Origin of the sequence: Pseudomonas sp. 65/3-MNA-CIBAN-0223 (assembly GCF_040310425.1) — a bacterium.
GTDB classification, from domain to species: domain Bacteria; phylum Pseudomonadota; class Gammaproteobacteria; order Pseudomonadales; family Pseudomonadaceae; genus Aquipseudomonas; species Aquipseudomonas gregormendelii.
This window is the reverse complement of the sequence record NZ_JBEOPV010000006.1, coordinates 95,734-121,059: the sequence shown is the minus strand read 5'-3', so window position 1 is coordinate 121,059 and position 25,326 is coordinate 95,734. Positions and strand designations below refer to the sequence as shown.

Annotated in this window: 21 protein-coding genes; 14 read left to right on the top strand and 7 right to left on the bottom strand. The window is 61.2% G+C overall.

What is annotated here, in order from left to right; translation table 11 throughout:
• Positions 1-71 precede the first annotated feature (71 nt).
• From AAEZ09_RS08735 to AAEZ09_RS08710, 6 genes are all read left to right on the top strand, one after another.
• Positions 72-821, top strand: a complete 750-nt coding sequence (locus AAEZ09_RS08735; RefSeq protein ID WP_205940042.1) for a FadR/GntR family transcriptional regulator — start codon at positions 72-74, stop codon at positions 819-821.
• 390 nt (positions 822-1,211) lie between these two features.
• On the top strand, positions 1,212-2,123 hold the full coding sequence (gene kdgD, locus AAEZ09_RS08730) for a 5-dehydro-4-deoxyglucarate dehydratase (protein ID WP_045061482.1): 912 nt from the start codon (positions 1,212-1,214) through the stop codon (positions 2,121-2,123).
• 59 nt (positions 2,124-2,182) lie between these two features.
• Complete coding sequence (locus AAEZ09_RS08725) at positions 2,183-3,628, top strand: aldehyde dehydrogenase family protein (protein ID WP_350599062.1); 1,446 nt, start codon at positions 2,183-2,185, stop codon at positions 3,626-3,628.
• A 153-nt stretch (positions 3,629-3,781) separates the two neighbouring features.
• Positions 3,782-5,149, top strand: a complete 1,368-nt coding sequence (locus tag AAEZ09_RS08720; protein WP_350599060.1) for an MFS transporter — start codon at positions 3,782-3,784, stop codon at positions 5,147-5,149.
• Between the two features lie 11 nt (positions 5,150-5,160).
• Complete coding sequence (gene garD, locus AAEZ09_RS08715; protein WP_350599058.1) at positions 5,161-6,714, top strand: galactarate dehydratase; 1,554 nt, start codon at positions 5,161-5,163, stop codon at positions 6,712-6,714.
• A gap of 182 nt (positions 6,715-6,896) precedes the next feature.
• Positions 6,897-7,838 carry an AEC family transporter gene (locus AAEZ09_RS08710; protein WP_045061478.1) on the top strand — a complete coding sequence of 314 codons (942 nt, stop codon included), beginning with the start codon at positions 6,897-6,899 and terminating at the stop codon, positions 7,836-7,838.
• 129 nt (positions 7,839-7,967) lie between these two features.
• On the opposite strand, the gene AAEZ09_RS08705 is transcribed toward AAEZ09_RS08710, so the two are convergent.
• From AAEZ09_RS08705 to gatC, 6 genes are all read right to left on the bottom strand, one after another.
• A complete protein-coding gene (locus tag AAEZ09_RS08705) occupies positions 7,968-8,348 on the bottom strand; it encodes a carboxymuconolactone decarboxylase family protein (protein WP_045061477.1) in 381 nt (126 codons plus the stop codon).
• Positions 8,345-9,403 carry a calcium/sodium antiporter gene (locus AAEZ09_RS08700; protein ID WP_350599258.1) on the bottom strand — a complete coding sequence of 353 codons (1,059 nt, stop codon included), beginning with the start codon at positions 9,401-9,403 and terminating at the stop codon, positions 8,345-8,347. Before AAEZ09_RS08700 ends, AAEZ09_RS08705 begins: the two co-directional genes overlap by 4 nt.
• Positions 9,404-9,453: 50 nt before the next feature.
• Positions 9,454-9,828 (bottom strand): septal ring lytic transglycosylase RlpA family protein, encoded by a 375-nt coding sequence (locus AAEZ09_RS08695; protein WP_045061476.1) that lies wholly within the window; start codon positions 9,826-9,828, stop codon positions 9,454-9,456.
• Between the two features lie 148 nt (positions 9,829-9,976).
• A complete protein-coding gene (gatB, locus tag AAEZ09_RS08690; protein WP_350599054.1) occupies positions 9,977-11,422 on the bottom strand; it encodes an Asp-tRNA(Asn)/Glu-tRNA(Gln) amidotransferase subunit GatB in 1,446 nt (481 codons plus the stop codon).
• Between the two features lie 10 nt (positions 11,423-11,432).
• Positions 11,433-12,884 carry an Asp-tRNA(Asn)/Glu-tRNA(Gln) amidotransferase subunit GatA gene (gene gatA, locus AAEZ09_RS08685; RefSeq protein ID WP_350599051.1) on the bottom strand — a complete coding sequence of 484 codons (1,452 nt, stop codon included), beginning with the start codon at positions 12,882-12,884 and terminating at the stop codon, positions 11,433-11,435.
• 16 nt (positions 12,885-12,900) lie between these two features.
• A complete protein-coding gene (gene gatC, locus AAEZ09_RS08680) occupies positions 12,901-13,188 on the bottom strand; it encodes an Asp-tRNA(Asn)/Glu-tRNA(Gln) amidotransferase subunit GatC (RefSeq protein WP_045061473.1) in 288 nt (95 codons plus the stop codon).
• A 210-nt stretch (positions 13,189-13,398) separates the two neighbouring features.
• Here gatC and mreB point away from each other — a divergent pair, with 210 nt between their 5' ends.
• The 8 genes from mreB (at position 13,399) to tldD (ending at position 24,688) form a co-directional block, all read left to right on the top strand.
• Positions 13,399-14,436 carry a rod shape-determining protein MreB gene (gene mreB / locus AAEZ09_RS08675; protein WP_002555108.1) on the top strand — a complete coding sequence of 346 codons (1,038 nt, stop codon included), beginning with the start codon at positions 13,399-13,401 and terminating at the stop codon, positions 14,434-14,436.
• A 140-nt stretch (positions 14,437-14,576) separates the two neighbouring features.
• Entirely contained in the window at positions 14,577-15,689 is a 1,113-nt protein-coding gene (gene mreC, locus AAEZ09_RS08670; protein ID WP_350599257.1) for a rod shape-determining protein MreC, read from the top strand.
• Complete coding sequence (gene mreD / locus AAEZ09_RS08665) at positions 15,689-16,180, top strand: rod shape-determining protein MreD (protein ID WP_045061471.1); 492 nt, start codon at positions 15,689-15,691, stop codon at positions 16,178-16,180. The genes mreC and mreD overlap by 1 nt, the downstream gene beginning before the upstream one ends.
• A gap of 50 nt (positions 16,181-16,230) precedes the next feature.
• Positions 16,231-16,827 (top strand): Maf family protein, encoded by a 597-nt coding sequence (locus AAEZ09_RS08660; RefSeq protein ID WP_045061470.1) that lies wholly within the window; start codon positions 16,231-16,233, stop codon positions 16,825-16,827.
• A 57-nt stretch (positions 16,828-16,884) separates the two neighbouring features.
• Positions 16,885-18,342, top strand: a complete 1,458-nt coding sequence (rng, locus tag AAEZ09_RS08655) for a ribonuclease G (protein WP_045061469.1) — start codon at positions 16,885-16,887, stop codon at positions 18,340-18,342.
• A gap of 75 nt (positions 18,343-18,417) precedes the next feature.
• Positions 18,418-22,221, top strand: coding sequence for a YhdP family protein (locus AAEZ09_RS08650; protein WP_350599048.1), 3,804 nt, complete (start codon positions 18,418-18,420; stop codon positions 22,219-22,221).
• 156 nt (positions 22,222-22,377) lie between these two features.
• Positions 22,378-23,223, top strand: coding sequence for a carbon-nitrogen hydrolase family protein (locus tag AAEZ09_RS08645; protein ID WP_045061467.1), 846 nt, complete (start codon positions 22,378-22,380; stop codon positions 23,221-23,223).
• Between the two features lie 22 nt (positions 23,224-23,245).
• Positions 23,246-24,688: a metalloprotease TldD gene (tldD, locus tag AAEZ09_RS08640; protein ID WP_045061466.1), complete on the top strand. Its 1,443-nt coding sequence runs from the start codon at positions 23,246-23,248 to the stop codon at positions 24,686-24,688.
• A 109-nt stretch (positions 24,689-24,797) separates the two neighbouring features.
• On the opposite strand, the gene yjgA is transcribed toward tldD, so the two are convergent.
• Entirely contained in the window at positions 24,798-25,322 is a 525-nt protein-coding gene (yjgA, locus tag AAEZ09_RS08635; protein ID WP_045061465.1) for a ribosome biogenesis factor YjgA, read from the bottom strand.
• Positions 25,323-25,326: the final 4 nt, after the last annotated feature.

Sequence of the window (25,326 nt, the reverse complement as noted above, 5' to 3'; positions counted from 1 at the left end):
TAGAGGTGATCGTACAACCGCGTTGAGCTATGATGCGGTTTCAACCGAATTTTTCGAGACCGATGTTCACCATGGAAAACCCGATCGCCACACCACGTCTCCCTCGCAAGCGCCGTAGCCTCGCTCAGGAACTGGTGACGGTGCTGTCCGAGCAGATCCGCGACGGTCATCTCAAACGCGGTGACAAGTTGCCGACGGAATCGGCGATCATGGACGCCCATGGCGTCAGTCGCACCGTGGTGCGCGAAGCCATTTCCCGGTTGCAGGCTGCCGGGCAGGTGGAAACCCGCCATGGCATCGGTACTTTTGTGCTCGATACCCCAAGCCCGAGCGGCTTTCGCATCGATCCCGCCACCGTGGTCACCCTGCGTGACGTGCTGGCCATCCTGGAATTGCGCATCAGCCTGGAAGTGGAGTCCGCCGGACTTGCCGCGCAACGCCGCAGCGCCGAGCAGTTAGCCTTGATGCGTGCCGCGCTCGATGCCCTGAACGAAAGCGCGGCCCATGCCAGTGACGCCGTAGCCTCGGACTTCCAGTTTCACCTGCAGATTGCCCTGTCGACCGGCAACCGCTACTTCACCGACATCATGACGCACCTGGGCACCAGCATCATCCCGCGCACCCGCCTCAACTCGGCGCGGCTGGCCCACGACGACCAGCAGCACTACATGAGCCGCCTGAGCCGTGAGCACGAAGAAATCTACGACGCCATCGCGCGCCAGGATTCCGATGCCGCACGGGCCGCCATGCGCCTGCACCTGACCAACAGCCGCGAACGGCTGCGCCATGCCCATGAAGAGGCTGAGGCGCAGCGGGGCTAAACCTGACGGGAGCCGGGCTTGCCCGCGATGGCGGCGGAACATCCACTATCGACGCGACAGGAACACTGCGATCGCCAGCAGCCGCACTCCTGCAAGAGTCATGAGCGAAATCCGGTTGTGTGGCCCTCGACGCTCCCTGTGGGAGCCGGGCTTGCCCGCGATGAAGCCAGCGATCATCCCGCGTCGGCTCTGAGGGTACACATCCTCGGACAACCTACCTCTCAGCCGTAGCTATCCAGCACCCATCCTGCTGCAGGTTTCCCCACTTATTCCCATCCTGACGATGAAATGCAGTTGACGATTAAATTTTAAGTTGTACGATGACCTACAACTCGGCGAAAGCTGAACGGTTTTCCAACAACATACGTCGCTACCCAGGGTGTTCGAATAATGAATCCACAAGAACTGAAGTCCATCCTCTCTTCCGGCCTGCTGTCTTTTCCGGTAACCGATTTTAATGCCCAGGGCGATTTCAATCGCGCTGGCTATATCAAGCGCCTTGAATGGCTGGCCCCGTATGGCGCCTCGGCCTTGTTCGCCGCAGGCGGCACCGGTGAGTTCTTCTCCCTGGCGGCCAGCGAATACTCGGAAATCATCAAGACTGCCGTCGACACCTGCGAAACCAGCGTGCCGATTCTGGCGGGTGTCGGCGGTTCGACCCGCCAGGCCATCGAATACGCTCAAGAAGCCGAGCGCCTGGGCGCCAAAGGCTTGCTGCTGCTGCCGCACTACCTGACCGAAGCCAGCCAGGACGGCGTTGCCGCCCATGTTGAAGCCGTGTGCAAATCGGTGAACATCGGCGTGGTGGTTTACAACCGTAACGTCTGCCGCCTGACCGCTCCGCTGCTGGAACGCCTGGCCGAGCGCTGCCCGAACCTGATCGGCTACAAGGATGGCCTGGGCGACATAGAGTTGATGGTGTCGATCCGTCGCCGCCTCGGCGATCGCTTCAGCTACCTGGGTGGTTTGCCGACCGCCGAAGTGTACGCCGCTGCCTATAAGGCACTGGGCGTGCCGGTCTACTCCTCGGCGGTGTTCAACTTCATCCCGAAAACCGCGATGGATTTCTACCACGCCATTGCCCGCGAAGATCACGCCACCGTTGGCAAGATCATCGACGACTTCTTCCTGCCGTACCTGGACCTTCGTAATCGCAAAGCCGGTTACGCAGTGAGCATCGTCAAGGCCGGGGCAAAAATTGCCGGCTACGACGCAGGTCCTGTACGTGCGCCGCTGACCGACCTGCTGCCAGAAGAGTACGAAGCTCTGGCTGCGCTGATCGACAAGCAAGGCGCGCAATAACAATTGATTGAGCAAGGCCGCTGAGCAATCAGCGGCCTTTTGCGTGAGGAGATAGATCCGTGGCAGATACAAAGCGTTTCGACAATTACATCAACGGCGAATGGGTTGCCGGCAGTGATTACTGCGCCAACATCAACCCTTCCGAGCTGACCGATACCATCGGCGAGTACGCCAAGGCGGACCTGGCCCAGGTCCACGCCGCCATCGACGCCGCTCGCGCTGCGTTTGCGGCCTGGTCCACTTCGGGCATTCAGGCCCGTCACGATTCGCTGGACAAAGTGGGCACTGAAATCCTCGCCCGTCGCGAAGAGCTGGGCACCCTGCTGGCTCGGGAGGAGGGCAAGACCCTGCCTGAAGCCATTGGCGAAGTGACCCGCGCCGGCAACATCTTCAAGTTTTTCGCCGGTGAAACCCTGCGTCTGTCCGGCGATTACCTGCCGTCGGTGCGTCCGGGTGTCCACGTCGAAGTGACCCGCGAAGCCCTGGGCGTGGTCGGCTTGATCACCCCGTGGAACTTCCCGATCGCGATCCCCGCCTGGAAAATCGCCCCGGCCCTGGCCTATGGCAACTGCGTGGTGCTCAAGCCCGCTGACCTGGTACCGGGTTGCGCCTGGGCCCTGGCCGAAATCATCTCCCGCGCGGGCTTCCCGGCCGGCGTGTTCAACCTGGTGATGGGCAGCGGTCGGGTGGTTGGCGATGCGCTGGTGCAAAGCCCGAAAGTCGATGGCATCAGCTTCACCGGTTCGGTGGGGGTGGGGCGGCAGATCGCAGTCAGCTGCGTGTCGCGCCAGGCCAAAGTGCAGCTGGAAATGGGTGGCAAGAACCCGCAGATCATTCTTGACGACGCCGACCTCAAGCAAGCGGTCGAGCTGTCGGTGCAGAGCGCGTTCTACTCCACCGGCCAACGTTGCACCGCTTCGAGCCGCTTCATCGTCACCGCCGGAATTCATGACAAATTCGTTGAGGCCATGGCCGAGCGCATGAAGTCGATCAAGGTTGGACATGCGCTGAAAACCGGCACCGATATTGGTCCGGTGGTCTCCCAGGCGCAGCTTGAACAGGACATGAAGTACATCGACATCGGCCAGTCCGAAGGTGCGCGCCTGGTCAGCGGCGGCGGCTTGGTGACCTGTGATACCGAAGGCTACTACCTCGCGCCAACCCTGTTTGCCGACAGCGAAGCCGCGATGCGCATCAGCCGCGAAGAGATTTTTGGCCCGGTGGCCAACATTGTTCGAGTAGCCGATTACGACTCCGCGCTGGCCATGGCCAACGATACCGAGTTCGGTCTGTCAGCGGGCATCGCCACCACTTCGCTGAAGTACGCCAACCACTTCAAGCGCCACTCCCAGGCCGGGATGGTGATGGTCAACCTGCCGACGGCTGGCGTGGATTACCACGTTCCATTCGGCGGGCGTAAAGGTTCATCCTATGGCTCCCGCGAGCAAGGTCGCTACGCGCAAGAGTTCTACACGGTCGTGAAAACCTCTTACATCGGCTCCTGATACACCGCAATACCTGTGGGAGCTGGCCTGCCAGCGATGGCATCACCGCGGTGTAACTGACACACCGAGGTGCCCGCATCGCCGGCAGGCCAGCTCCCACAAAAACAACACCGTTATTACCCGCATAAAAATAATCAGTGGGAGTACATCTACATGCAAGCGACCAAGCCGACCCACGTCCGCTATTTGATATTGCTCATGCTTTTCCTGGTGACCACCATCAACTACGCCGACCGGGCAACCATTGCCATCGCGGGCTCCAGCCTGCAAAAAGACCTCGGCATTGATGCGGTCACCCTCGGTTACATCTTCTCTGCATTCGGTTGGGCCTACGTGGCCGGGCAAATTCCCGGTGGCTGGCTGCTGGACCGTTTCGGCTCGAAAAAAATCTATGCACTGAGCATTTTCACCTGGTCGCTGTTTACCGTGTTGCAGGGTTATGTCGGCGAGTTCGGCATGTCCACGGCGGTTGTGGCGCTGTTCATGCTGCGTTTCCTCGTGGGCCTGGCTGAAGCACCTTCTTTCCCCGGCAACGCGCGCATCGTCGCGGCCTGGTTCCCGACGGCGGAACGCGGCACCGCTTCGGCGATCTTCAACTCGGCGCAATACTTTGCCACCGTGCTGTTCGCGCCGCTGATGGGCTGGATCGTCTACAGCTTTGGCTGGCAGCACGTCTTTATCGTGATGGGCGTAATCGGCATCATCTTCTCGGGCATCTGGCTGAAAGTGATCTACAGCCCGCGTCAACACCCGATGATCAACGAAGCCGAATTCAAGCACATCGCCGACAACGGCGGCATGGTCGACATGGACCAGGACAAGGGCAAAGGCGCCAAGGCTGACGGACCGAAGTGGGACTACATCCGTCAATTGCTGACCAACCGCATGATGCTCGGTGTCTACCTGGGCCAGTACTGCATCAACGGCATCACCTACTTCTTCCTCACCTGGTTTCCGGTATACCTGGTGCAGGAACGCGGGATGACAATCCTCAAGGCAGGTTTCATTGCCTCGTTGCCGGCCATCTGTGGCTTTATCGGTGGTGTACTCGGCGGGGTGATTTCCGATTACCTGTTGCGCAAGGGGCACTCCCTGACCTTCGCTCGCAAGGCGCCGATCATTGCCGGCCTGCTGGTCTCCAGCAGCATTGTGGCGTGCAACTATGTCGATGTTGAATGGATGGTCGTCGGCTTCATGGCCCTGGCTTTCTTCGGCAAAGGCGTCGGTGCGCTGGGTTGGGCAGTGGTGTCCGACACGTCGCCCAAGCAGATTGCCGGTCTGAGTGGTGGCCTGTTCAACACGTTCGGTAACATCGCCTCGATCACCACGCCGATCGTGATCGGCTACATCATCAGCTCCACCGGTTCGTTCAAATGGGCACTGGTGTTCGTCGGTTGCAACGCACTGGTTGCGGTGTTCAGCTACCTGGTGATCGTCGGTCCGATCAAGCGCGTGGTGCTCAAGGAACCGCCGGTGAGCGGTCCTGAAACTCATAATAAATTGTCTCAAGCGCATTCCTGAGGAGCGGCGTCATGCAGTTGATTGAACATTCCGACTCGCCGCGCTACATCCGCCTCAACGAGCGGGACAACGTGGTTGTGGTGGTTAACGATCAGGGCGTGCCGGCGGGCACAGCGTTTGCGGACGGTCTGGTAACCCTGGACTTTGTGCCGCAGAGCCATAAGGTCACCCTGGAAGACATTCCCGAGGGTGGCCAGGTGATTCGCTACGGCCAGACCATTGGCTACGCGTTGCAGCCGATTCCCCGCGGCAGTTGGGTCAATGAGGATCAACTGCGCATGCCGACCGCGCCACCCCTGGACAGCCTGCCGCTGTCCACCGAAGTACCGGCGGCGCAGGCTCCGCTGGAAGGCTTTACCTTCGAGGGTTATCGCAACGCCGATGGCACCGTGGGCACGCGCAACATCCTCGGCATTACCACCACGGTGCAGTGCGTCACCGGCGTGCTCGATCATGCGGTCAAGCGCATCAAGGACGAGTTGCTGCCCAGGTATCCGCATGTCGACGACGTGGTGGCGCTGACCCATAGCTATGGCTGTGGCGTGGCGATTACCGCAACAGACGCGTACATCCCCATCCGTACCGTGCGCAACCTGGCGCGCAACCCGAACCTGGGTGGCGAGGCGCTGGTGATCAGCCTGGGCTGCGAGAAGTTGCAGGCCGGGCAGGTGATGCACGAAGGGGACAGTTCGGTAGACCTGAGCGACCCGTGGTTGTACCGACTGCAGGATTCCAGTCACGGGTTCACCGAGATGATCGAACAGATCATGGCGCTGGCCGAGACTCGCTTGAAAAAGCTCGACCAGCGTCGTCGCGAAACCGTGCCGGCATCCGAGCTGATTCTGGGTATGCAGTGCGGCGGCAGCGATGCGTTTTCCGGGATCACCGCCAATCCGGCCCTGGGCTACGCCTCGGACTTGTTGTTGCGGGCCGGTGCCACGGTGATGTTCTCCGAAGTCACCGAGGTGCGCGACGCGATCTACCTGCTGACCTCCCGCGCTGAAACCGAGGAAGTGGCGCAGGAACTGGTGCGGGAAATGGACTGGTACGACCGATACCTGGCCAAGGGCGAAGCGGATCGCAGTGCCAACACCACGCCGGGTAACAAGAAAGGCGGGTTGTCGAACATTGTCGAGAAGTCGCTGGGCTCGATCGTCAAGTCCGGCAGCAGCGCGATCAATGGCGTGCTGGGCCCTGGCGAACGCTTCAAGCGCAAAGGCCTGATTTTCTGCGCGACCCCGGCCAGTGATTTTGTCTGCGGGACCTTGCAGCTGGCGGCCGGGATGAACCTGCACGTATTCACCACCGGGCGCGGTACCCCGTATGGTCTGGCGATGGCGCCGGTAGTGAAGGTCTCGACCCGCACCGAGCTGGCGCAACGCTGGCCTGACCTGATCGATATCGACGCCGGGCGGATTGCGACAGGGCGGGCTTCGATCGAGGACCTGGGGTGGGAGTTGTTCCACTTTTACCTGGATGTTGCCAGCGGCAAGAAACAGACATGGGCCGAGCAGCACAAGCTGCATAACGACATCACCTTGTTCAACCCAGCGCCGATTACCTAAGACCGCGTCGCCTGCATCGCTGGCAAGCCAGCCCCCACAGGGATTTCTGCGTTGCATAAAACGTATGAACACGACGAATCTGTGGGAGCTGGCTTGCCAGCGATAGCGGTCTACCAGACGCCAACGTCCCGGGTGGCTTATCATTAGCCACCTAACGACGCTTACCCAAGGTTAATTCCGGCATGCTGGCGATCTTCCTCGAAACCCTGAACATCACCGCCCCGGTGTTTGCCATGCTGTTTCTGGGTGTGCTGCTCAAACGCATCGACTGGATCAACGACAACTTTATCCACACCGCATCGGCCCTGGTGTTCAACGTCACCATGCCGGCGCTGCTGTTCCTGGGCATCCTGCATGCCGACCTGCATGCCGCCCTGCAACCGGAACTGCTGATCTATTTCTCGGTGGCGACCCTGGTGTGTTTCGCCATCGCCTGGGGCTGGGCGATCTGGAAATGTCCGCGGGAAGATCGCGGGATCTACACCCAGGGCGCATTCCGCGGTAACAACGGGGTGATCGGCCTGGCGCTGGCGGCGAGCATGTACGGCGACTACGGGATTTCCCTTGGGGCGATTCTCGCGGCGCTGGTGATCCTGTTCTACAACACCCTCTCGACTATCGTCCTGGCGGTGTACAGCCCGGTGATCAAGTCCGACCCCTGGAGTATCTTCAAGAGCGTGATGATCAACCCGTTGATCATCAGCGTGATTGCAGCGGCACCCTTTGCCTATTTCAAGATCGGCCTGCCGGGCTGGCTGGAAACCTCCGGGCAGTACCTGGCGCAGACCACTTTGCCCCTGGCCCTGATCTGCATTGGCGGCACCCTTTCGCTGGCAGCGATGCGAAAAAGTGGCTCGATGGCGCTCAGTTCCAGCCTGGTCAAGATGATCGGCCTGCCGGTACTGGCGACGCTGGGCGCGTGGCTGTGGGGGTTTCGCGGGGCGGAACTGGGGATTTTGTTCCTGTACTTCGGCAGCCCGACCGCTGCAGCCAGTTTTGTCATGGCTCGCCAGGCCAATGGCAACCATGAGCTGGCGGCAGCGATCATTGTCATCACCACGTTGATGGCGGCGGTGACCACCAATGTCGGGATCTTTTTGTTGCAGTGGGGCGGGTGGATTTAGCCCAGGGGGTTGCGGCGTTCTCCAGGGCCTCATCACGAGCAGGCTCGCTCCCACATTTGGAATGCATTCCCCTGTGGGAGCGAGCCTGCTCGCGATGGCGGCAGACCTGTCACCACAACTTTCGAATAATCATTCCGGCTTCTGGTAAGTATCAATCACTTCCTGCGCCGCCCTGAACGCATCGATGGCCGCCGGTACTCCTGCATACACCGCACAATGCAACAGCGCCTCGCGAATCTCTTCCACTGTGCAGCCATTGTTCAGCGCCCCGCGCACGTGCCCCTTCAATTCCTGCGGACACTTGAGTGCGGTCAGCGCGGCAAGGGTGATCAGGCTGCGGGTTTTCAGCGGCAGGCCCTCGCGATTCCATACGCTGCCCCATGCGTGCTCGTTGACGAAGTCCTGCAGCGGCTGGGTAAAATCGGTGGCATTGCCCAGTGCGCGATCGACGAAAGCATCGCCCATCACTTGCCGACGCACTTCAACGCCGGGTTTTTTATTATCGGTCATGGCACTTCCTTTTTGTGGTGTTGGCGACGCCAGGCGAGCAGTGACGTAAGCAGCACAAACGCCCCCAGGGCCGGCAGGACGAAAAACAGCATCAGGTGTTCAAGCTTGCCGGCCAGCGGCATGCCGGTGGTGAAGGACACCACATGCAGGCCGTAGGCCAGGTACAGCCCCAGGAAAACCAGGCCTTCGGCACGCGTCACCCGGTAACCGGAGTAGAAGATTGGCAGGCACAGCGCGGCGACGCCGAGCATCACCGGCAGGTCGAAATCCAGGGCGTTGGGCGAGACCGACAAGGGCGTCGGAGCAATCAGCGCCGTGACGCCGAGCACGCCCAGCAGGTTGAAAAGGTTGCTGCCAATGACGTTGCCCACGGCAATTTCACGCTGGCCGCGCAAGGCCGCAATCAACGAGGTGGCCAATTCCGGCAGGGAAGTGCTGATGGCCACTATGGTCAGGCCGATGATCCGTTCCGAAAGCCCAAGATCAGTCGCGACCGCGACCGCAGCGCCCAGTAGCAAGTGGCCGGCATACACCAGCATCCCCAGGCCGGCGACGATCATCAGCAGGCTGCTGAACCAGGGCGCCTGGCGAGTTTCATCGTGAGATGGCGGCCGCGTCGAGTGGCGCGACTGGCGCAACAACAGGCCCAGGTACAACACCAGCGCGGCCAGCAGCACCATGCCGTCGAAGCGGGTCAGTTCTTCATTCCAGGCGAGTATGAACACCAGCAGGCTGGCGCCGATCATCAGTGGAATATCCAGGCGCACCACCTGCCGGGACACCCGCAGCGGGATAATCAGCGCCGACAGGCCAAGCGTTACCAGGATGTTGAAAATGCTGCTGCCGATGACGCTGCCCACCGCGATGTCGACGTTCTGTGCCAGGGTCGCCTGCAGGCTGATGGCCATTTGTGGTGCGCTGCTGCCGAGGGCGACGATGGTCAGGCCGATGATCAGCGGCCGCACGTGCAGGCGTGCGGCCAGGCGTACGGCGGCCCGCACCATCAGCTCGGCGCCGGCGATCAGTAGAACCAGGCCGCTGAGCAATTCAATCACGTTGATCAGGGGCAAATCTGCAAGTCCGAAGATGGTCGGCGCTCCAGCTGTCAGTCGTCGAGGGCTTGCACACGCACCCGGGCGGTCCCGCTTCTGAGCATGCCCAGGCGTGCGGCAGCCTCGTGGGAAAGGTCAATCAGTCGCCCACGGGTGTGCGGCCCGCGGTCATTGATGCGGACCACGCAAGACTTGTCGTTGCTCAGGTTGGTGACCTTCACCCGCGTACCGAAGGGTAGTTGGCGATGGGCTGCGGTCAGGGAATTCTTGTTGAAACGCTCGCCACTGGCGGTGCGTTTACCTTGGTGTTTGGCGCCGTAATACGAAGCCGTGCCGGTTTTGTCGTAGCCGTGTGGATCGATGATGTCGTTGCTGGCGCAACCGGCCAACAGAGAGAGCAGGGCGCAAAGGCCGAGTAGACGCTTCATTCAAGGTTTCCCGAAAACAAATGTGGGAGCCAGCCTGCTGGCGATTGCGGAGTGTCAGACACGGATAGGGTGAATGTCAGACCGCTATCGCCAGCAGGCGGGCTCCCACAAGGAGTCGAGCCAGATTTGAAGGCTGGCTCCATTCTCATCAGCCTTCGAGCTTGCTTTTCAGCAGTTCGTTGACCTGTTGCGGGTTGGCCTTGCCTTTGGAGGCTTTCATGGCCTGGCCGACGAAGAAGCCGAACATCTTGCCGCGTTTGGCTTCGTCTGCCGCGCGGTATTGTTCGACCTGCTCGGCGTTGGCCGCGAGCATCTCGTCCAGCACCGCCGCGATCGCACCGGTGTCGGTCACTTGCTTGAGGCCGCGCTTGTCGATGATCTCGTCAGCGCTGCCTTCACCGTTGGCCATGGCTTCAAAGACCACCTTGGCGATCTTGCCGGAGATGGTGTTGTCCTTGATGCGCAGCAGCATCCCGCCCAGTTGCTCGGCCGAGACCGGCGACTGGTCAATGTCCACGCCCTGCTTGTTCAACAGGCTGCCCAGCTCAACCATCACCCAGTTGGCCGCCAGCTTGGCGTCGCCGCTGATGCTCACGACTTTCTCGAAGTAATCGGCTTGTTCGCGACTGGTGGCCAGGACGCTGGCGTCGTAGACCGACAGACCGAACTGCTCCTGGAAACGCTCGCGCTTCTGCGGCGGCAATTCCGGCAGGGTCGTGCGCACGTCGTCGAGGAACGAGTCCTCGATGACCACTGGCAGCAGGTCCGGATCCGGGAAGTAACGGTAGTCGTTGGCTTCCTCCTTGCTGCGCATCGGACGGGTTTCGTCCTTGTTAGGATCGTACAGGCGGGTCTGCTGGATCACTTTGCCGCCGTCTTCGATCAGCTCGATCTGACGCTGCACTTCGGTGTTGATCGCCTTCTCGATGAAACGGAACGAGTTGACGTTCTTGATTTCGCAGCGCGTGCCGAACTCGGCCTGGCCCTTCGGACGGATCGACACGTTGCAGTCGCAACGCAGCGAACCTTCGGCCATGTTGCCATCGCAGATGCCCAGGTAACGCACCAGTGCGTGGACAGCCTTGACGTAAGCCACGGCTTCCTTGGCACTGCGCATGTCCGGCTCGGAAACGATTTCCAGCAGCGGCGTGCCGGCGCGGTTCAGGTCGATACCGGTGGCGCCATTGAACTCTTCGTGCAGGCTTTTACCGGCGTCTTCTTCCAGGTGCGCCCGGGTGATGCCGACGCGCTTGACCGTGCCGTCTTCCAGGGCGATGTCCAGGTGGCCCTTGCCGACAATCGGCAGTTCCATCTGGCTGATCTGGTAGCCCTTGGGCAGGTCCGGATAGAAGTAGTTTTTACGGGCGAACACGTTGTGCTGGCCGATTTCGGCATCGATGGCCAGGCCAAACATCACCGCCATGCGCACCGCTTCCTGGTTCAGTACCGGCAGGACGCCAGGCATGCCGAGGTCAACCAGGCTGGCCTGGGTGTTCGGCTCGGAACCGAAAGTGGTGGAGCTACCGGAAAAAATTTTCGACCGGGTGGTGAGCTGGGTATGAATCTCCAGCCCGATCACGACTTCCCATTGCATGTGTTTCTCCTCAGAAGCCGGTTGGGGTGCGGGTGTGCCAGTCAGTGTTCAGCTGATACTGGTGCGCAACGTTGAGCAAGCGGCCTTCCTGGAAATACGGGGCAAGCAGTTGCACGCCCACCGGCAGGCCATCGACGAAACCGGCCGGCATGGACAAGCCCGGCAAGCCGGCGAGGTTGGCGGTGATGGTGTAGACGTCTTCCAGGTAGGCAGCGACCGGGTCACTGTTCTTGGCGCCGAGCTTCCAGGCCGGGTTCGGGGTGGTTGGACCGAGGATGATGTCGACCTCGTTGAAGGCGGCCATGAAGTCGTTTTTCACCAGGCGGCGGATCTTCTGCGCCTTCAGGTAATAGGCGTCGTAGTAGCCGGCCGACAGCGCGTAGGCGCCGACCATGATGCGGCGCTGCACTTCCGGGCCGAAACCTTCACCGCGGGAACGCTTGTACAGGTCGATCAGGTTTTTCGGTTCTTCGCAGCGATAGCCGAAACGTACCCCGTCGAAACGCGACAGGTTGGAGGAGGCTTCTGCCGGGGCGATCACGTAGTACGCAGGAATCGCGTGCTGCATGTTCGGCAGGCTGATTTCCTTGATCACGGCACCGAGCTTTTCCAGCGCCTTGATGCTGTTGTGGATCAGCTCGGCGATCCGCGGGTCCAGACCGGCGCTGAAGTATTCCTTCGGCACGCCGATGCGCAGCCCTTGCAGCGAGCTGTTGAGGCTGGCGCTGTAATCCGGCACGGGCTCGTCGATGCTGGTGGAGTCATTGGCATCGAAACCGGCCATGCCTTGCAGCAGGATCGCGCAGTCTTCGGCGGTGCGCGCCAGCGGACCGCCCTGATCGAGACTGGAGGCGTAAGCGATCATGCCCCAGCGCGAAACACGACCGTACGTCGGTTTAAGGCCTGTGAGGTTGGTAAACGCGGCCGGCTGACGAATGGAGCCGCCGGTGTCGGTCGCGGTGGCGGCCGGCAGCAGGCGTGCGGCAACAGCCGCAGCTGAACCACCGGACGAACCGCCCGGTACGTGTTCCAGGTTCCACGGGTTTTTCACCGCGCCGTAGTAGCTCGACTCGTTGGCCGACCCCATGGCGAATTCGTCCATGTTGGTCTTGCCCAGGGTCACGGCCCCGGCAGCGGCCAGCTTGGCAACCACGGTGGCATCGTACGGCGCCTTGAAGTTGTCGAGCATCTTCGAGCCGCAGCTGGTGCGGATGCCCTGGGTGCAGAACAGGTCCTTGTGGGCGATCGGCGCGCCGAGCAGGGCGCCGCTCTCACCATTGGCCCGGCGGGCGTCAGCGGCTTTGGCCTGCTGCAGCGCGAGGTCCTCGGTGAGGCTGATGAAGCTGTTGAGCTGTGGATCGAGCTGGGCGATACGCGCCAGCAGGACCTTGGTCAGCTCTTCGGAAGAAAACTTTTTGTCGGCGAGTCCGCGGGCGATCTCGGCCAGAGTCATTTGATGCATTGCAGGCTCTTTCCCTTTAGTCGATGACTTTCGGAACCAGGTACAGGCCGTTTTCGACCGCTGGTGCGATGGACTGGTAGGCCTCGCGATGATCGGTCTCGGTCACGACGTCCGCGCGCAGGCGCTGGCTGGCTTCCAGTGGGTGGGCGAGCGGCTCGATACCGTCGGTATTGACCGCCTGCATTTCGTCGACCAGCCCGAGAATGCTGTTCAGGGCCGAAGTGATGTGTGGAAGATCGGCATCATTGAGGCCAAGGCAGGCCAGATGAGCGATTTTTTCCACGTCGGAGCGTTCAAGCGCCATGGGAATCTCCAGTGGAAAACAGAACGGACGGCGTCCGTGTGTTAGATTGTCGGAACACTACCGCATTTCTACGGTCATAAGGCCGCGATTGTGGGGGTTGGTGCACAGAAAAGCGGCCAATTTAACATATTGGCGCCTTGCCCAAAATCCCTGTCGTTGTTAGAGTTTGCCGCACTTTTTTACCCACGCGTTGCCTAGGGTCCTTTCCCCATGTTCAAGAAACTGCGTGGCATGTTTTCCAGCGATCTTTCCATTGACCTGGGCACTGCCAACACCCTTATTTACGTGCGCGAGCGCGGAATCGTTCTGAATGAGCCATCGGTTGTGGCCATTCGGACACACGGTAACCAGAAAAGTGTCGTGGCCGTCGGCACCGAGGCCAAGCGTATGCTCGGCCGTACTCCAGGAAATATTGCTGCCATTCGTCCGATGAAAGACGGCGTAATCGCCGACTTCAGCGTCTGCGAAAAGATGCTGCAGTACTTCATCAACAAGGTTCATGAAAACAGCTTTCTGCAGCCTAGCCCGCGAGTGCTGATCTGCGTTCCATGCAAATCCACCCAGGTTGAGCGTCGTGCCATCCGTGAATCGGCCCTGGGTGCCGGTGCCCGTGAAGTGTTCCTGATCGAAGAGCCGATGGCTGCTGCGATCGGCGCCGGCCTGCCGGTAGAGGAAGCTCGCGGTTCGATGGTGGTCGACATCGGTGGCGGTACCACTGAAATCGCGCTGATCTCCCTGAACGGTGTGGTCTATGCCGAATCCGTACGGGTTGGCGGCGACCGCTTCGACGAAGCGATCATCACCTACGTGCGTCGCAACTACGGCAGCCTGATCGGCGAATCCACCGCCGAGCGCATCAAGCAGGAAATCGGTACGGCCTACCCGGGCGGCGAAGTTCGCGAAGTCGATGTTCGCGGTCGCAACCTGGCTGAAGGCGTGCCACGTGCTTTCACCCTGAACTCCAACGAAGTGCTGGAAGCTCTGCAAGAGTCCTTGGCTACCATCGTTCAGGCAGTGAAAAGCGCACTGGAGCAATCGCCTCCGGAACTGGCTTCCGACATCGCCGAGCGTGGCCTGGTGCTGACCGGTGGTGGCGCCCTGCTGCGTGACCTCGACAAGTTGCTGGCTCAGGAAACCGGCCTGCCGGTGATCGTTGCCGAAGACCCGTTGACCTGCGTTGCTCGCGGCGGTGGCCGTGCATTGGAAATGATGGATAAACACACCATGGACCTGCTCTCCAGCGAATAAGTCGCGGGGTTGCATCTATGCTGTTGAGCGCACAGGCAGCACTTTGCAGTGCTGCCTGTTGGCGTTTATCTTCTGTCAGTCTGCATCCAGGCCGGTCTGCCGTATGAATAAACAAAACATTTGCCTGGGAGGAGCGGCTTATTAAACCGCTTTTCACCAAAGGGCCTTCACTGGGCGTGCGCTTGTTGGTGCTGGTCGTGCTATCGGTCGCACTGATGGTGGTCGATGCCCGCTTCACACTGCTCAAGCCAGTGCGTAGCCAAATGTCGCTGGTGCTGATGCAGTCCTACTGGATCACCGACCTGCCGCAGCGGTTATGGCAGGGTGTGGCCAGTCAGTTTGGCAGCCGCACCGAACTGGTCGCCGAAAACGAAAAACTCAAGACCGAAAACCTGCTGCTGCAGGGGCGCATGCAAAAGCTTGCCGCCCTGACCGAGCAGAACGTTCGGCTGCGCGAGTTGCTTAACTCCTCGGCCCTGGTCAACGAAAAAGTCGAAGTGGCCGAGTTGATCGGCATGGACCCCAATCCCTTCACCCATCGCATCATCATCAACAAGGGTGAGCGCGATGGCGTGGTCCTCGGCCAGCCGGTACTTGATGCCCGTGGCCTGATGGGGCAGGTCGTCGAGTTGATGCCCTATACCTCCCGCGTGTTGCTGCTGACCGATACCACCCACAGCATTCCGGTGCAGGTCAATCGCAACGGCCTGCGCGCAATCGCCAGCGGCACCGGTAACCCGGAACGCCTGGAACTGCGCCATGTAGCCGATACGGCCGACATCAAGGAAGGCGACCTGCTGGTCAGTTCCGGCTTGGGTCAGCGGTTCCCGGCCGGTTACCCGGTGGCGACGGTCAAGGAAGTAATCCATGACTCCGGCCAGCCATTTGCCATCGTTCGCGCCGTGCCCACCGCCGCATTGAACCGCAGCCGTTACCTGCTGCTGGTGTTCAGCGACGGGCGCACGGCCGAAGAGCGTGCCAATGAAGCGGCCCAGGCCCAGGAAACCCTGGACCAGTACGGTGGCGGCCCGATGATTCCTGCCACGGTGCCCAAACCCGCCATAGTCCCGGCAGCAGCAGCAGCAGCAGCAGCAGCAGCTGCGCCTGCGGCTCCCGCTGTGCCGGCGGTCGTCGCGCCGGTGGCGCCTGCCGCCACGACCCCGGTCAAGCCTGTGGTGACAAAGCCGCCGGTCACCAGGCCTGCTGCCAAACCGCCTGTCTCTGCACCGGCTAACACTGGGGGACGAGAATAATGGTCGGTACGACTGCATCCCGAAACGGCTGGATCGTCTGGCTGACCTTCGCCATCGGCATGCTGCTCAGCGTCTCACCGCTGCCGCAGTTCATGGAAATCCTGCGCCCATTGTGGCTGGCATTGCTGCTGGCCTTCTGGGCACTGGCGATGCCGCAGAAAGTCGGCATGGTCACCGCATGGTGCCTGGGTCTGGCCGAGGACGTGCTCTATGGCACGCTGCTGGGCCAGAACGCCTTGATTCTCACGCTCATCACCTTCCTGGTGCTGTCGCTGCAACAACGCCTGCGGATGTTCCCTATGTGGCAGCAGAGCCTGGTGATCCTGGTGATCTTCGGCCTGGCCCAACTGGTTCAGCTATGGCTCAGCGCCCTCACCGGTAATCGCCAGCCGACACTGGCGCTGGTATTGCCCGCTCTGGTCAGTGCCCTGCTGTGGCCGTGGATCAGCTACGGTTTGCGCGGGCTGCGTCGACGCTACAAGATCAACTAAATCGGTCAGGCATTTGCCCGCACGGGTGTACTGGACAGGGAGATGTCGTGATGAAACAGCTATTTCTCGCCTCAGGCTCGCCACGTCGGCGTGAGTTGCTCACGCAGATTGGCGTGCCGTTTTCCGCCATCAGTGCGGACATCGATGAAACCCCCTTGAATGACGAATCCCCTTCGGCCTACGTCGAGCGCCTGGCGCGAGGCAAGGCCGAGGCCGGGCGTGATGCTGTCGTGTGCGCCGCAGATTATTGCGTGCTGGGTGCCGACACCGCCGTAGTGCTGGACGGGAAAATTCTTGGCAAGCCGGTGGACGAAGCTGACGCATGCGCCATGCTTATGATGTTGTCCGGTCGCGAGCATGAAGTTCTGACAGGTATCGCCGTGCTGGATGGCGCGCGTTGCGAATCCCGGGTGATCCGTAGCCTGGTACGTTTTCGCCGCATTGAAGCGCCAGAAGCGGCGGCCTACTGGGCCAGCGGCGAACCCCGTGACAAGGCCGGCGGTTATGGCATCCAGGGGCTCGGCGCGGTGTTCGTGGCGGGGCTGGATGGCAGCTACTCGGCGGTGGTTGGCTTGCCACTGTGCGAAACCGCAGAACTGCTGGGCCATTTCGGCATACCCTGTTGGCAAACCCTTAACGCGCTCTGAGCGTCGTACTGACAAGATGCGGCCATTATCGTGAAAATGCCTGAACGAGACCCTGCCATGAGTGAAGAGATCCTGATCAACATCACGCCGATGGAATCGCGCGTGGCGGTGGTTGAAAACGGTGTTCTGCAAGAGGTTCACGTCGAGCGCACGCAGAAGCGCGGGATTGTCGGCAACATCTACAAGGGCAAGGTCGTTCGGGTATTGCCGGGGATGCAGGCGGCTTTTGTCGACATCGGCCTTGATCGGGCAGCGTTCATCCATGCCTCGGAGATTTCCCTGCGCGAAGGGCCTGCGGTTGAGAGCATCAGCGCACTGGTTCACGAAGGCCAAAGCCTGGTGGTGCAGGTCACCAAGGACCCGATCGGCTCCAAAGGCGCACGCCTGACCACCCAGCTGTCGATTCCGTCGCGATACCTGGTGTACATGCCGCGTACGGCACATGTCGGCATCTCCCTGAAAATCGAAGACGAAGGCGAGCGTGAACGGCTCAAGCAGGTAGTCACCGACTGCGTGGCCAGGGAAGGGATCAAGGAAGCGGGCGGCTTCATTCTGCGCACGGCTGCAGAAGGTGCCGGTGCCGATGAAATCCTCATGGACATCCGTTACCTGCGCAGGCTCTGGGATCAGATCAACGAGCAGATCAAGACCATCGGCGCGCCGAGCGTGATCTACGAAGACCTCGGCCTGGCGCTGCGCACCTTGCGCGACCTGGTCAGCCCGAAGATCGAAAAAATCCGCATCGACTCTCGGGAAACTTTCCAGAAAACCACGCAGTTCGTCGCTGAATTGATGCCGGAAATTGCTGATCGCCTGGAGCACTACCCGGGTGAACGGCCGATTTTCGACCTGTACGGCGTCGAAGATGAAATCCAGAAGGCCCTCGAGCGCAAGGTCCCGCTAAAATCCGGTGGTTACCTGGTGGTCGATCCGGCGGAAGCCATGAGCACCATCGACGTCAACACCGGGGCTTTTGTCGGGCATCGCAACCTCGAAGAAACCATCTTCAAGACCAACCTGGAAGCGGCCACCGCTATCGCTCGTCAACTGCGCCTGCGCAACCTGGGCGGGATTATCATCATCGACTTCATCGACATGGAAGACGAAGAGCACCAGCGCCAGGTCCTGCGTACCCTCGAAAAACAGCTGGAGCGCGACCACGCCAAGACCAACATCATCGGCATCACCGAGCTGGGCCTGGTGCAGATGACCCGCAAGCGTACCCGTGAAAGTCTCGAACAGGTGCTGTGCGAACCTTGCAGCAGCTGCCAGGGCCGGGGCAAGCTGAAGACGCCGGAAACCGTCTGCTATGAAATTTTCCGGGAAATCCTGCGGGAGGCTCGCGCCTATCAGGCCGAAGGCTATCGTGTATTGGCGAACCAGAAAGTTGTCGACCGCCTGCTGGATGAGGAGTCCGGCAATGTCGCCGAACTCGAAGGATTTATCGGCCGCACCATCCGGTTTCAGGTGGAAACCATGTATTCACAGGAACAATACGACGTGGTGCTGCTCTGAACCCTTACGTCGTCAATCACCTGGAACAGCTGGCCTCAGCTTTCTGCAGTTTTAACGCCATGGGAGCCAACTGACATGGACCGTCTGACACGCATTTTGGCCGCACTGACCCGCTGGGGTCTGGGCCTGTGCGCGTTGGCTTTGGTGCTGATGGCGCTCTACGTCAGCCTTGGGCGGGAACTGACGCCGCTGGTGGCCGAATACCGGGCCGAGGTCGAGGCCAAGGCCAGCACTGCGTTGGGTATGCCGCTGCACATCGGTGAACTGGAAGGTAACTGGAGCGGTTTTGCGCCGATCCTGCTGGCCCATGACGTGATGCTCGGCGAAGGGGCAAACGCTCTGCGCCTGGACCAGGTGCGCGCGGTGCCGGATATCTGGGCCAGCCTGCTGGCCCGCGAAGTACGCCTGGCCCATCTCGAACTCAACGGCCTGAAGATCAGCCTCAAGGAAGGCGAGGATGGCCATTGGGCTCTGGAAGGATTGCCCGTCCAGCAGGATCAGCCGCTGGACCCTGAACAACTGCTCAACCGCATGCAGATGGTCCAGCAGCTTTCGGTCCTTGATAGCCAGGTGACCTTGCAGCCGCTGGATCATGTGCCGCTCACCCTGACGTATGTCGGCATGAGCCTCAAGACCGGCAGCACCCGACAGCGGCTCGATGCCCGGCTGACATTGCCGGATGGCCAGCCATTGGCCCTGAGTCTGCGCACTCGGCTGCAGGCCAGCGACTGGAAGAACGGTGCAGCGGACGCCTATCTCAGCCTGCCGCAAAGTGACTGGTCGAAGTGGCTGCCGGAGCGTCTGACCCAGCACTGGAATTTCACCGAGATCAAGGCCGGCGGCGAGCTGTGGGTAAACTGGAGCAAGGGCGCGCTGCAGAGCGCGGCCGTGCGTCTGAATGCGCCGCAAATCAAAGGTGCCTACGCCGAGCGCAAGCCGATCCAGATCAGCAACCTGGCACTCAACGCCTATTTCCAGCGTGACGCCGCGGGTGCGCTGGTCACACTCGACTCCTTGGCCATGAACTTCGGCGAAACCCGTTGGGAATCGCGCCTGCAACTCAAGCAGAGCGGGGCCAGTGATAACACCCCGGAACTGTGGCACCTGCAGGCCGATCGCCTCGACCTTACGCCGCTCACGCCGCTGTTGAATGCGCTGGGCCCCTTGCCTGAAGGGGTCGCCACGGCGGTCGAGCGACTTAAAGTGACGGGTAGCCTGCGTAATGTACTGCTCGACTTCCGGCCAGCGGCCACGGACGACAGCAAAATCAGCTTTGCCGCCAACCTCGACCGGGTAGGCTTCAATGCCTATCACGGTGCACCGGCGGCGCGAAATGTCAGTGGCAGTATCAGTGGCGACCTGGGGCAGGGCGAGTTGCGCATGGACAGCAAGGACTTTTCCCTGCACCTGGACCCGATCTTCGCCAAGCCCTGGCAGTACCTCCAGGCCAACGCCAAGCTGACCTGGAAAATTGATAAAGAAGCCTTCACCCTGACCGCGCCCTACCTGAAGGTGTTGGGCGAGGAGGGCAAGATTGCCGGCGACTTCCTGATCCGCCTGCATTTCGATCATTCCCAGGAAGACTACATGGACCTGCGGGTCGGCCTGGTGGACGGTGATGGTAAATACACTGCCAAGTACCTGCCGACGGTATTGAGCCCGGCGCTGGACGAATGGCTGCGCACCGCGATTCTCAGGGGCGCGGTAGACGAAGGTTTCTTCCAGTACCAGGGCTCGCTGGCCCACGGCGCTGCAGAAGCCGATCGCAGCATCAGCCTGTTCTTCAAGGTTCATGACGCAGAACTGGCCTTCCAGCCAGGCTGGCCGCATGTCAGCAAGGTCAGTGGCGATGTGTTCATCGAGGACAGCGGGGTGCGGATTCTTGCCAGCAAAGGGCAGTTGCTCGACACCCAGGTTCGCGATATCTACGTCGAAATTCCCCATGCGGCTGCCGGCAAAAGCAGTCACTTGCTGCTCGACGGCGCTTTTGCCGGGGGGCTGGGCGATGGCCTGAAAATTCTCCAGACCGCGCCGATCGGTACCGCGCAGACCTTTGCCGGCTGGGAAGGCGAGGGCGACCTGCAGGGCAAGCTGAAGCTGGATATTCCGCTGGCCAAGGGCGAGCTGCCGAAAATCCTGGTCGACTTCAAGACCGCCAAGGCGCGCCTGAAATTGAGCGAGCCGGCGCTGGAATTGACCCAGCTCAAGGGTGATTTCCGTTTCGACAGCACCAAGGGCCTTAGCGGTCAGAATATCACGGCACGGGCCTTTGATAAGCCGGTCTCCGCGCAGATCTTTGCCGATGGCAGTGCCGGCAATCTCAAAACCCGGGTGATGGCGGCGGGCCAGGTCGAGGTGAAAAAACTCACTGACTGGTTGAGCGTGACCCAGCCGTTGCCGGTCACCGGTGTGATTCCCTATCAACTGCAACTCAACCTTGGCGGAGCCGACAGCCAGTTACTGGTCAGCTCCAACCTCAAGGGCGTTGCCATCGATCTGCCTGCGCCGTTTGGCATGGCGGCGAATGTGGGGCGCGACACCACGTTCCGCATGACCCTGCAGGGTGAGGATCGGCGTTACTGGGTCAATTACGGCGAGCTGGCGAACTTCACCTATGAAGCGCCCGTCAGCAATTTCGCCGAAGGTCGTGGCGAACTGCTGCTGGGTGGCGGTCAGGCCGTCGTGCCGGGTGCCAAGGGCCTGCGAGTGCGCGGTTCGCTATCGGAACTGGACGTCGGGCCCTGGAAGGACCTGGCAGACAAATATGCCGGCAAGGATCCTGGCGGCAGTGCCAAGCAGTTGCTCAGCAGCGCCGACCTGAAGATCGGCAAACTCACCGCCATGGGCACGACGCTGGATCAGGCATCGGTGCAGTTGAACCGCAGGCCGGCCTCGTGGGCTTTGCAGCTCGACAGCCAGCAGGTCAAGGGCACGGTCGCGATCCCTGACGCCAAAGGTGCGCCGATTGCCATCAACCTGCAGTACGTGAAGTTGCCAGCGCCCGATCCGACGGTCCTCGCCGATGAGAACTCGCCGGACCCGCTGGCCACCGTGGACCCGACAAAGATTCCGGCGCTGGATGTCACGATCAACCAGCTGTTCCAGGGCAAGGACCTGGTTGGCGCCTGGTCGCTGAAGGTCCGCCCCACAGCCAAAGGCATTGCCCTCAACACCCTGGACCTGGGCCTCAAGGGCATCCTGCTGCAGGGCAGCGGTGGCTGGGAAGGCACACCGGGCGCATCGAGCAGCTGGTACAAGGGTCGGATCAGCGGCAAGAATCTCGCCGACGTACTGAAGGGTTGGGGATTCGCGCCGAGTGTCACCAGTGAAAACTTTCACATGGACGTCGACGGTCGCTGGCCTGGTTCGCCAGCCTGGCTGGCCACCAAGCGCTTCTCCGGCACCCTCGATGCGTCGCTGAACAAAGGCCAGTTCGTCGAAGTTGATGGCGGCGCCCAGGCGTTGCGGGTATTTGGCCTGCTGAACTTCAACTCCATCGGCCGTCGCCTGCGCCTGGACTTTTCCGACCTGTTCGGCAAAGGCTTGAGCTACGATCGGGTCAAGGGACTGCTGGTCGCAAGTGACGGGGTCTTCGTCACCCGCGAGCCGATCCTGATGACTGGCCCATCGAGCAACATCGAGTTGAACGGCACCCTGGACCTGGTGGGCGACAAGGTTGATGCCAAGTTGCTGGTGACCTTGCCGGTGACCAATAACCTGCCAATTGCCGCGCTGATTGTCGGCGCACCGGCCATCGGCGGCGCGCTGTTCCTGATTGACAAGTTGATCGGCGACCGCGTGGCGCGTTTCGCCAGCGTCAAGTACACCGTCAAGGGGCCGTGGAAAGAACCGAAAATCACTTTCGACAAGCCTTTTTGAAATCATCAGCCAGGCTCGATGGAGTAGCATGGCCCCTGTAGGAGCTGCCGCAGGCAGCGATCTTTTGACCTTGGCGATTTTAAAATCAACATCAAAAGATCGCAGCCTGCGGCAGCTCCTACGGGGTATGTTTCGATTTCACGATAGGAATACGTCATGTCATTTGCGGTGATTCAAATGGTCAGCCAAAGCGATGTGCTGGCCAATCTGGCCCAGGCCCGCCGCTTGCTCGAAGAGGCCGCCGCAGCTGGCGCGCGCCTCGCCGTGCTGCCAGAAAACTTCGCCGCCATGGGCCGCCGTGATATCGCTGACATCGGGCGCGCCGAGGCGTTGGGCGAAGGTCCGATCCTGCCATGGTTGAAACAGACCGCCCTCGACCTCAAGTTATGGATAGTGGCCGGCACATTGCCGCTGCCGCCGGTGGATCAGCCAACGGCCAAAGTGCACGCCTGCTCGTTGCTGGTCAATGACCAGGGCGAGACGGTGGCGCGCTACGACAAGCTGCACCTGTTCGATGTGGATGTGGCAGACAACCGCGGGCGTTATCGCGAATCCGATGACTATGCTTATGGCAGTGGTGTCGTGGTAGCGGATACGCCAGTCGGCCGGGTCGGCCTGACGGTGTGTTATGACCTGCGTTTTCCAGAGCTGTACAGCGAATTGCGGGCTGCCGGCGCGGAGTTGATTACCGCACCTTCAGCCTTCACTGCGGTGACGGGCGCGGCGCACTGGGAGGTGCTGATTCGCGCACGGGCCATCGAGACACAGTGTTACGTGCTCGCGGCAGCCCAGGGTGGAACTCATCCGGGACCGCGCGAAACCTGGGGGCACGCCGCCATCATCGATCCTTGGGGGCGTGTGCTGGCCCAGCAGGATCAAGGCGAGGCCGTGCTGCTGGCCGAGCGCGATAGTAGCGAACAGGCGTCCATCAGGGCGCGGATGCCGGTGTCCAGCCACCGGCGCTTTTTCTCGCAGGGCGCACAGCGACCTGCCTCGCAATGAACGAATTTAAGGCGTAAAGCATATGAGCGAGTTGTTGTCCTCAGTCAGTGAACACCTCCTGGCACCTGGCGGCGTAACCATCGAGAGCCTGCAAGGTGTGCTCGGCGATCTCGCCGGCCCGGGCATCGATGCCGCCGACCTGTACTTCCAGGGACAGATCTCCGAGTCCTGGGCGCTGGAAGACGGCATCGTCAAGGAAGGCAGCTTCAACCTCGACCAGGGCGTCGGCGTGCGCGCGCAGTCCGGTGAAAAAACCGGCTTTGCCTACAGCAACGCCATCACCCTCGAAGCCCTGGGCGCAGCGGCCCGTGCCGCGCGTTCGATCTCCCGTGCCGGCCAGAATGGCAGCGTGCAGGCTTTTACTACCCAGGACGTCGCCCAGTTGTACGGGCCGGATAACCCGCTGGAAGTGATGAGCCGTGCCGAGAAAGTCGAGTTGCTCAAGCGCATCGACGTCGCAACCCGTGCTCTCGATCCGCGCATCCAGCAAGTCACTGTGAGCATGGCCGGTGTGTGGGAGCGCATTCTGGTGGCTTCCACCGACGGCGGCCTGGCAGCGGATGTACGTCCACTGGTGCGCTTCAACGTCAGCGTGATCGTCGAGCAGAACGGTCGCCGCGAGCGCGGTGGCCATGGCGGCGGCGGTCGTACCGACTACCGTTATTTCCTCAGTGATGACCGCGCCATGGGCTACGCCCGCGAAGCGCTGCGTCAGGCGCTGGTGAACCTGGAAGCCATTCCGGCACCGGCCGGCACCTTGCCGGTCGTACTGGGCTCGGGCTGGTCCGGTGTGTTGCTGCACGAGGCGGTTGGTCACGGCCTGGAAGGCGACTTCAATCGCAAGGGCAGCTCCGCCTATAGCGGACGCATGGGCGAGATGGTTGCCTCCAAGCTGTGCACCATCGTCGATGATGGCACCCTGGCCGGTCGTCGCGGCTCGCTGAGCGTCGACGATGAAGGCACTCCGACCGAGTGCACCACGTTGATTGAAAACGGCGTGCTCAAGGGCTACATGCAGGACAAGCTCAACGCGCGCCTGATGGGCGTGGCCCGCACTGGCAACGGTCGACGTGAATCCTACGCGCACCTGCCGATGCCGCGCATGACCAATACCTACATGCTGGCAGGCGAGAGTGATCCGCAGGAGATCATTGCCTCGGTGAAACGCGGCATCTACTGCGCCAACCTCGGCGGTGGCCAGGTCGACATCACCAGTGGCAAGTTTGTGTTCTCCACCAGCGAGGCGTACCTGATCGAGGACGGCAAGATTACCGCGCCGGTCAAAGGCGCAACCCTGATCGGTAACGGGCCGGAGGCGATGAGCAAGGTGTCGATGGTCGGCAACGACCTGTCGCTGGACAGCGGCGTCGGAACCTGTGGCAAGGATGGGCAGTCGGTGCCGGTCGGTGTCGGCCAGCCAACGCTGAAGATTGATGCAATCACTGTGGGTGGCACAGGATCGTAAGGAACACGTGTTCCGTGCAGGAGCTGCCGCAGGCTGCGATCTTTTGCTTTTACAAGATCAAAAGATCGCCGCCTTTGGCAGCTCCTACCTCGGATGGGTTGTGCGCTACTTAACGCAAACCGCGTTGAGTCTCGTCCAGCTCACGGATGTACTTGAAGATTTTACGGCTCGATGCCGGCGGCTTGTTGGTCGCCAGTTCGTGCTGGGCCTGACGGATCAGGGAGCGCAACTGCTGGCGATCAGCCTCCGGGTAGTCGAGCACGAACTTCTCCAGGACCGCATCGTCGCCCGCGATCAAGCGATCGCGCCAGCGTTCCAGGCCATGGAAACGTTCGTTGTACTGCCGGGTGGAGGCATCGAGTTGATCGAGCAGAACAAGAATGGCGTCAGTGTCCTGGTCGCGCATCAGTTTGCCGATGAACATCAGGTGCCGTTTACGCGCGATATTCGCGGTGTGCTTGGGCGCATCGGCCAATGCCCGGCGCATGGCGTCGGTCAACGGCAGTTTTGCCAGCAAGTCAGGCTTGAGTGTTGTAAGGCGCTCGCCAAGGTCAACCAGAGCATGCAGCTCGCGTTTAACCTGGGATTTGCTTTTTTCTCCCGTATCGAGGGAGTCGTCGTAAGAATCAACCATGGTG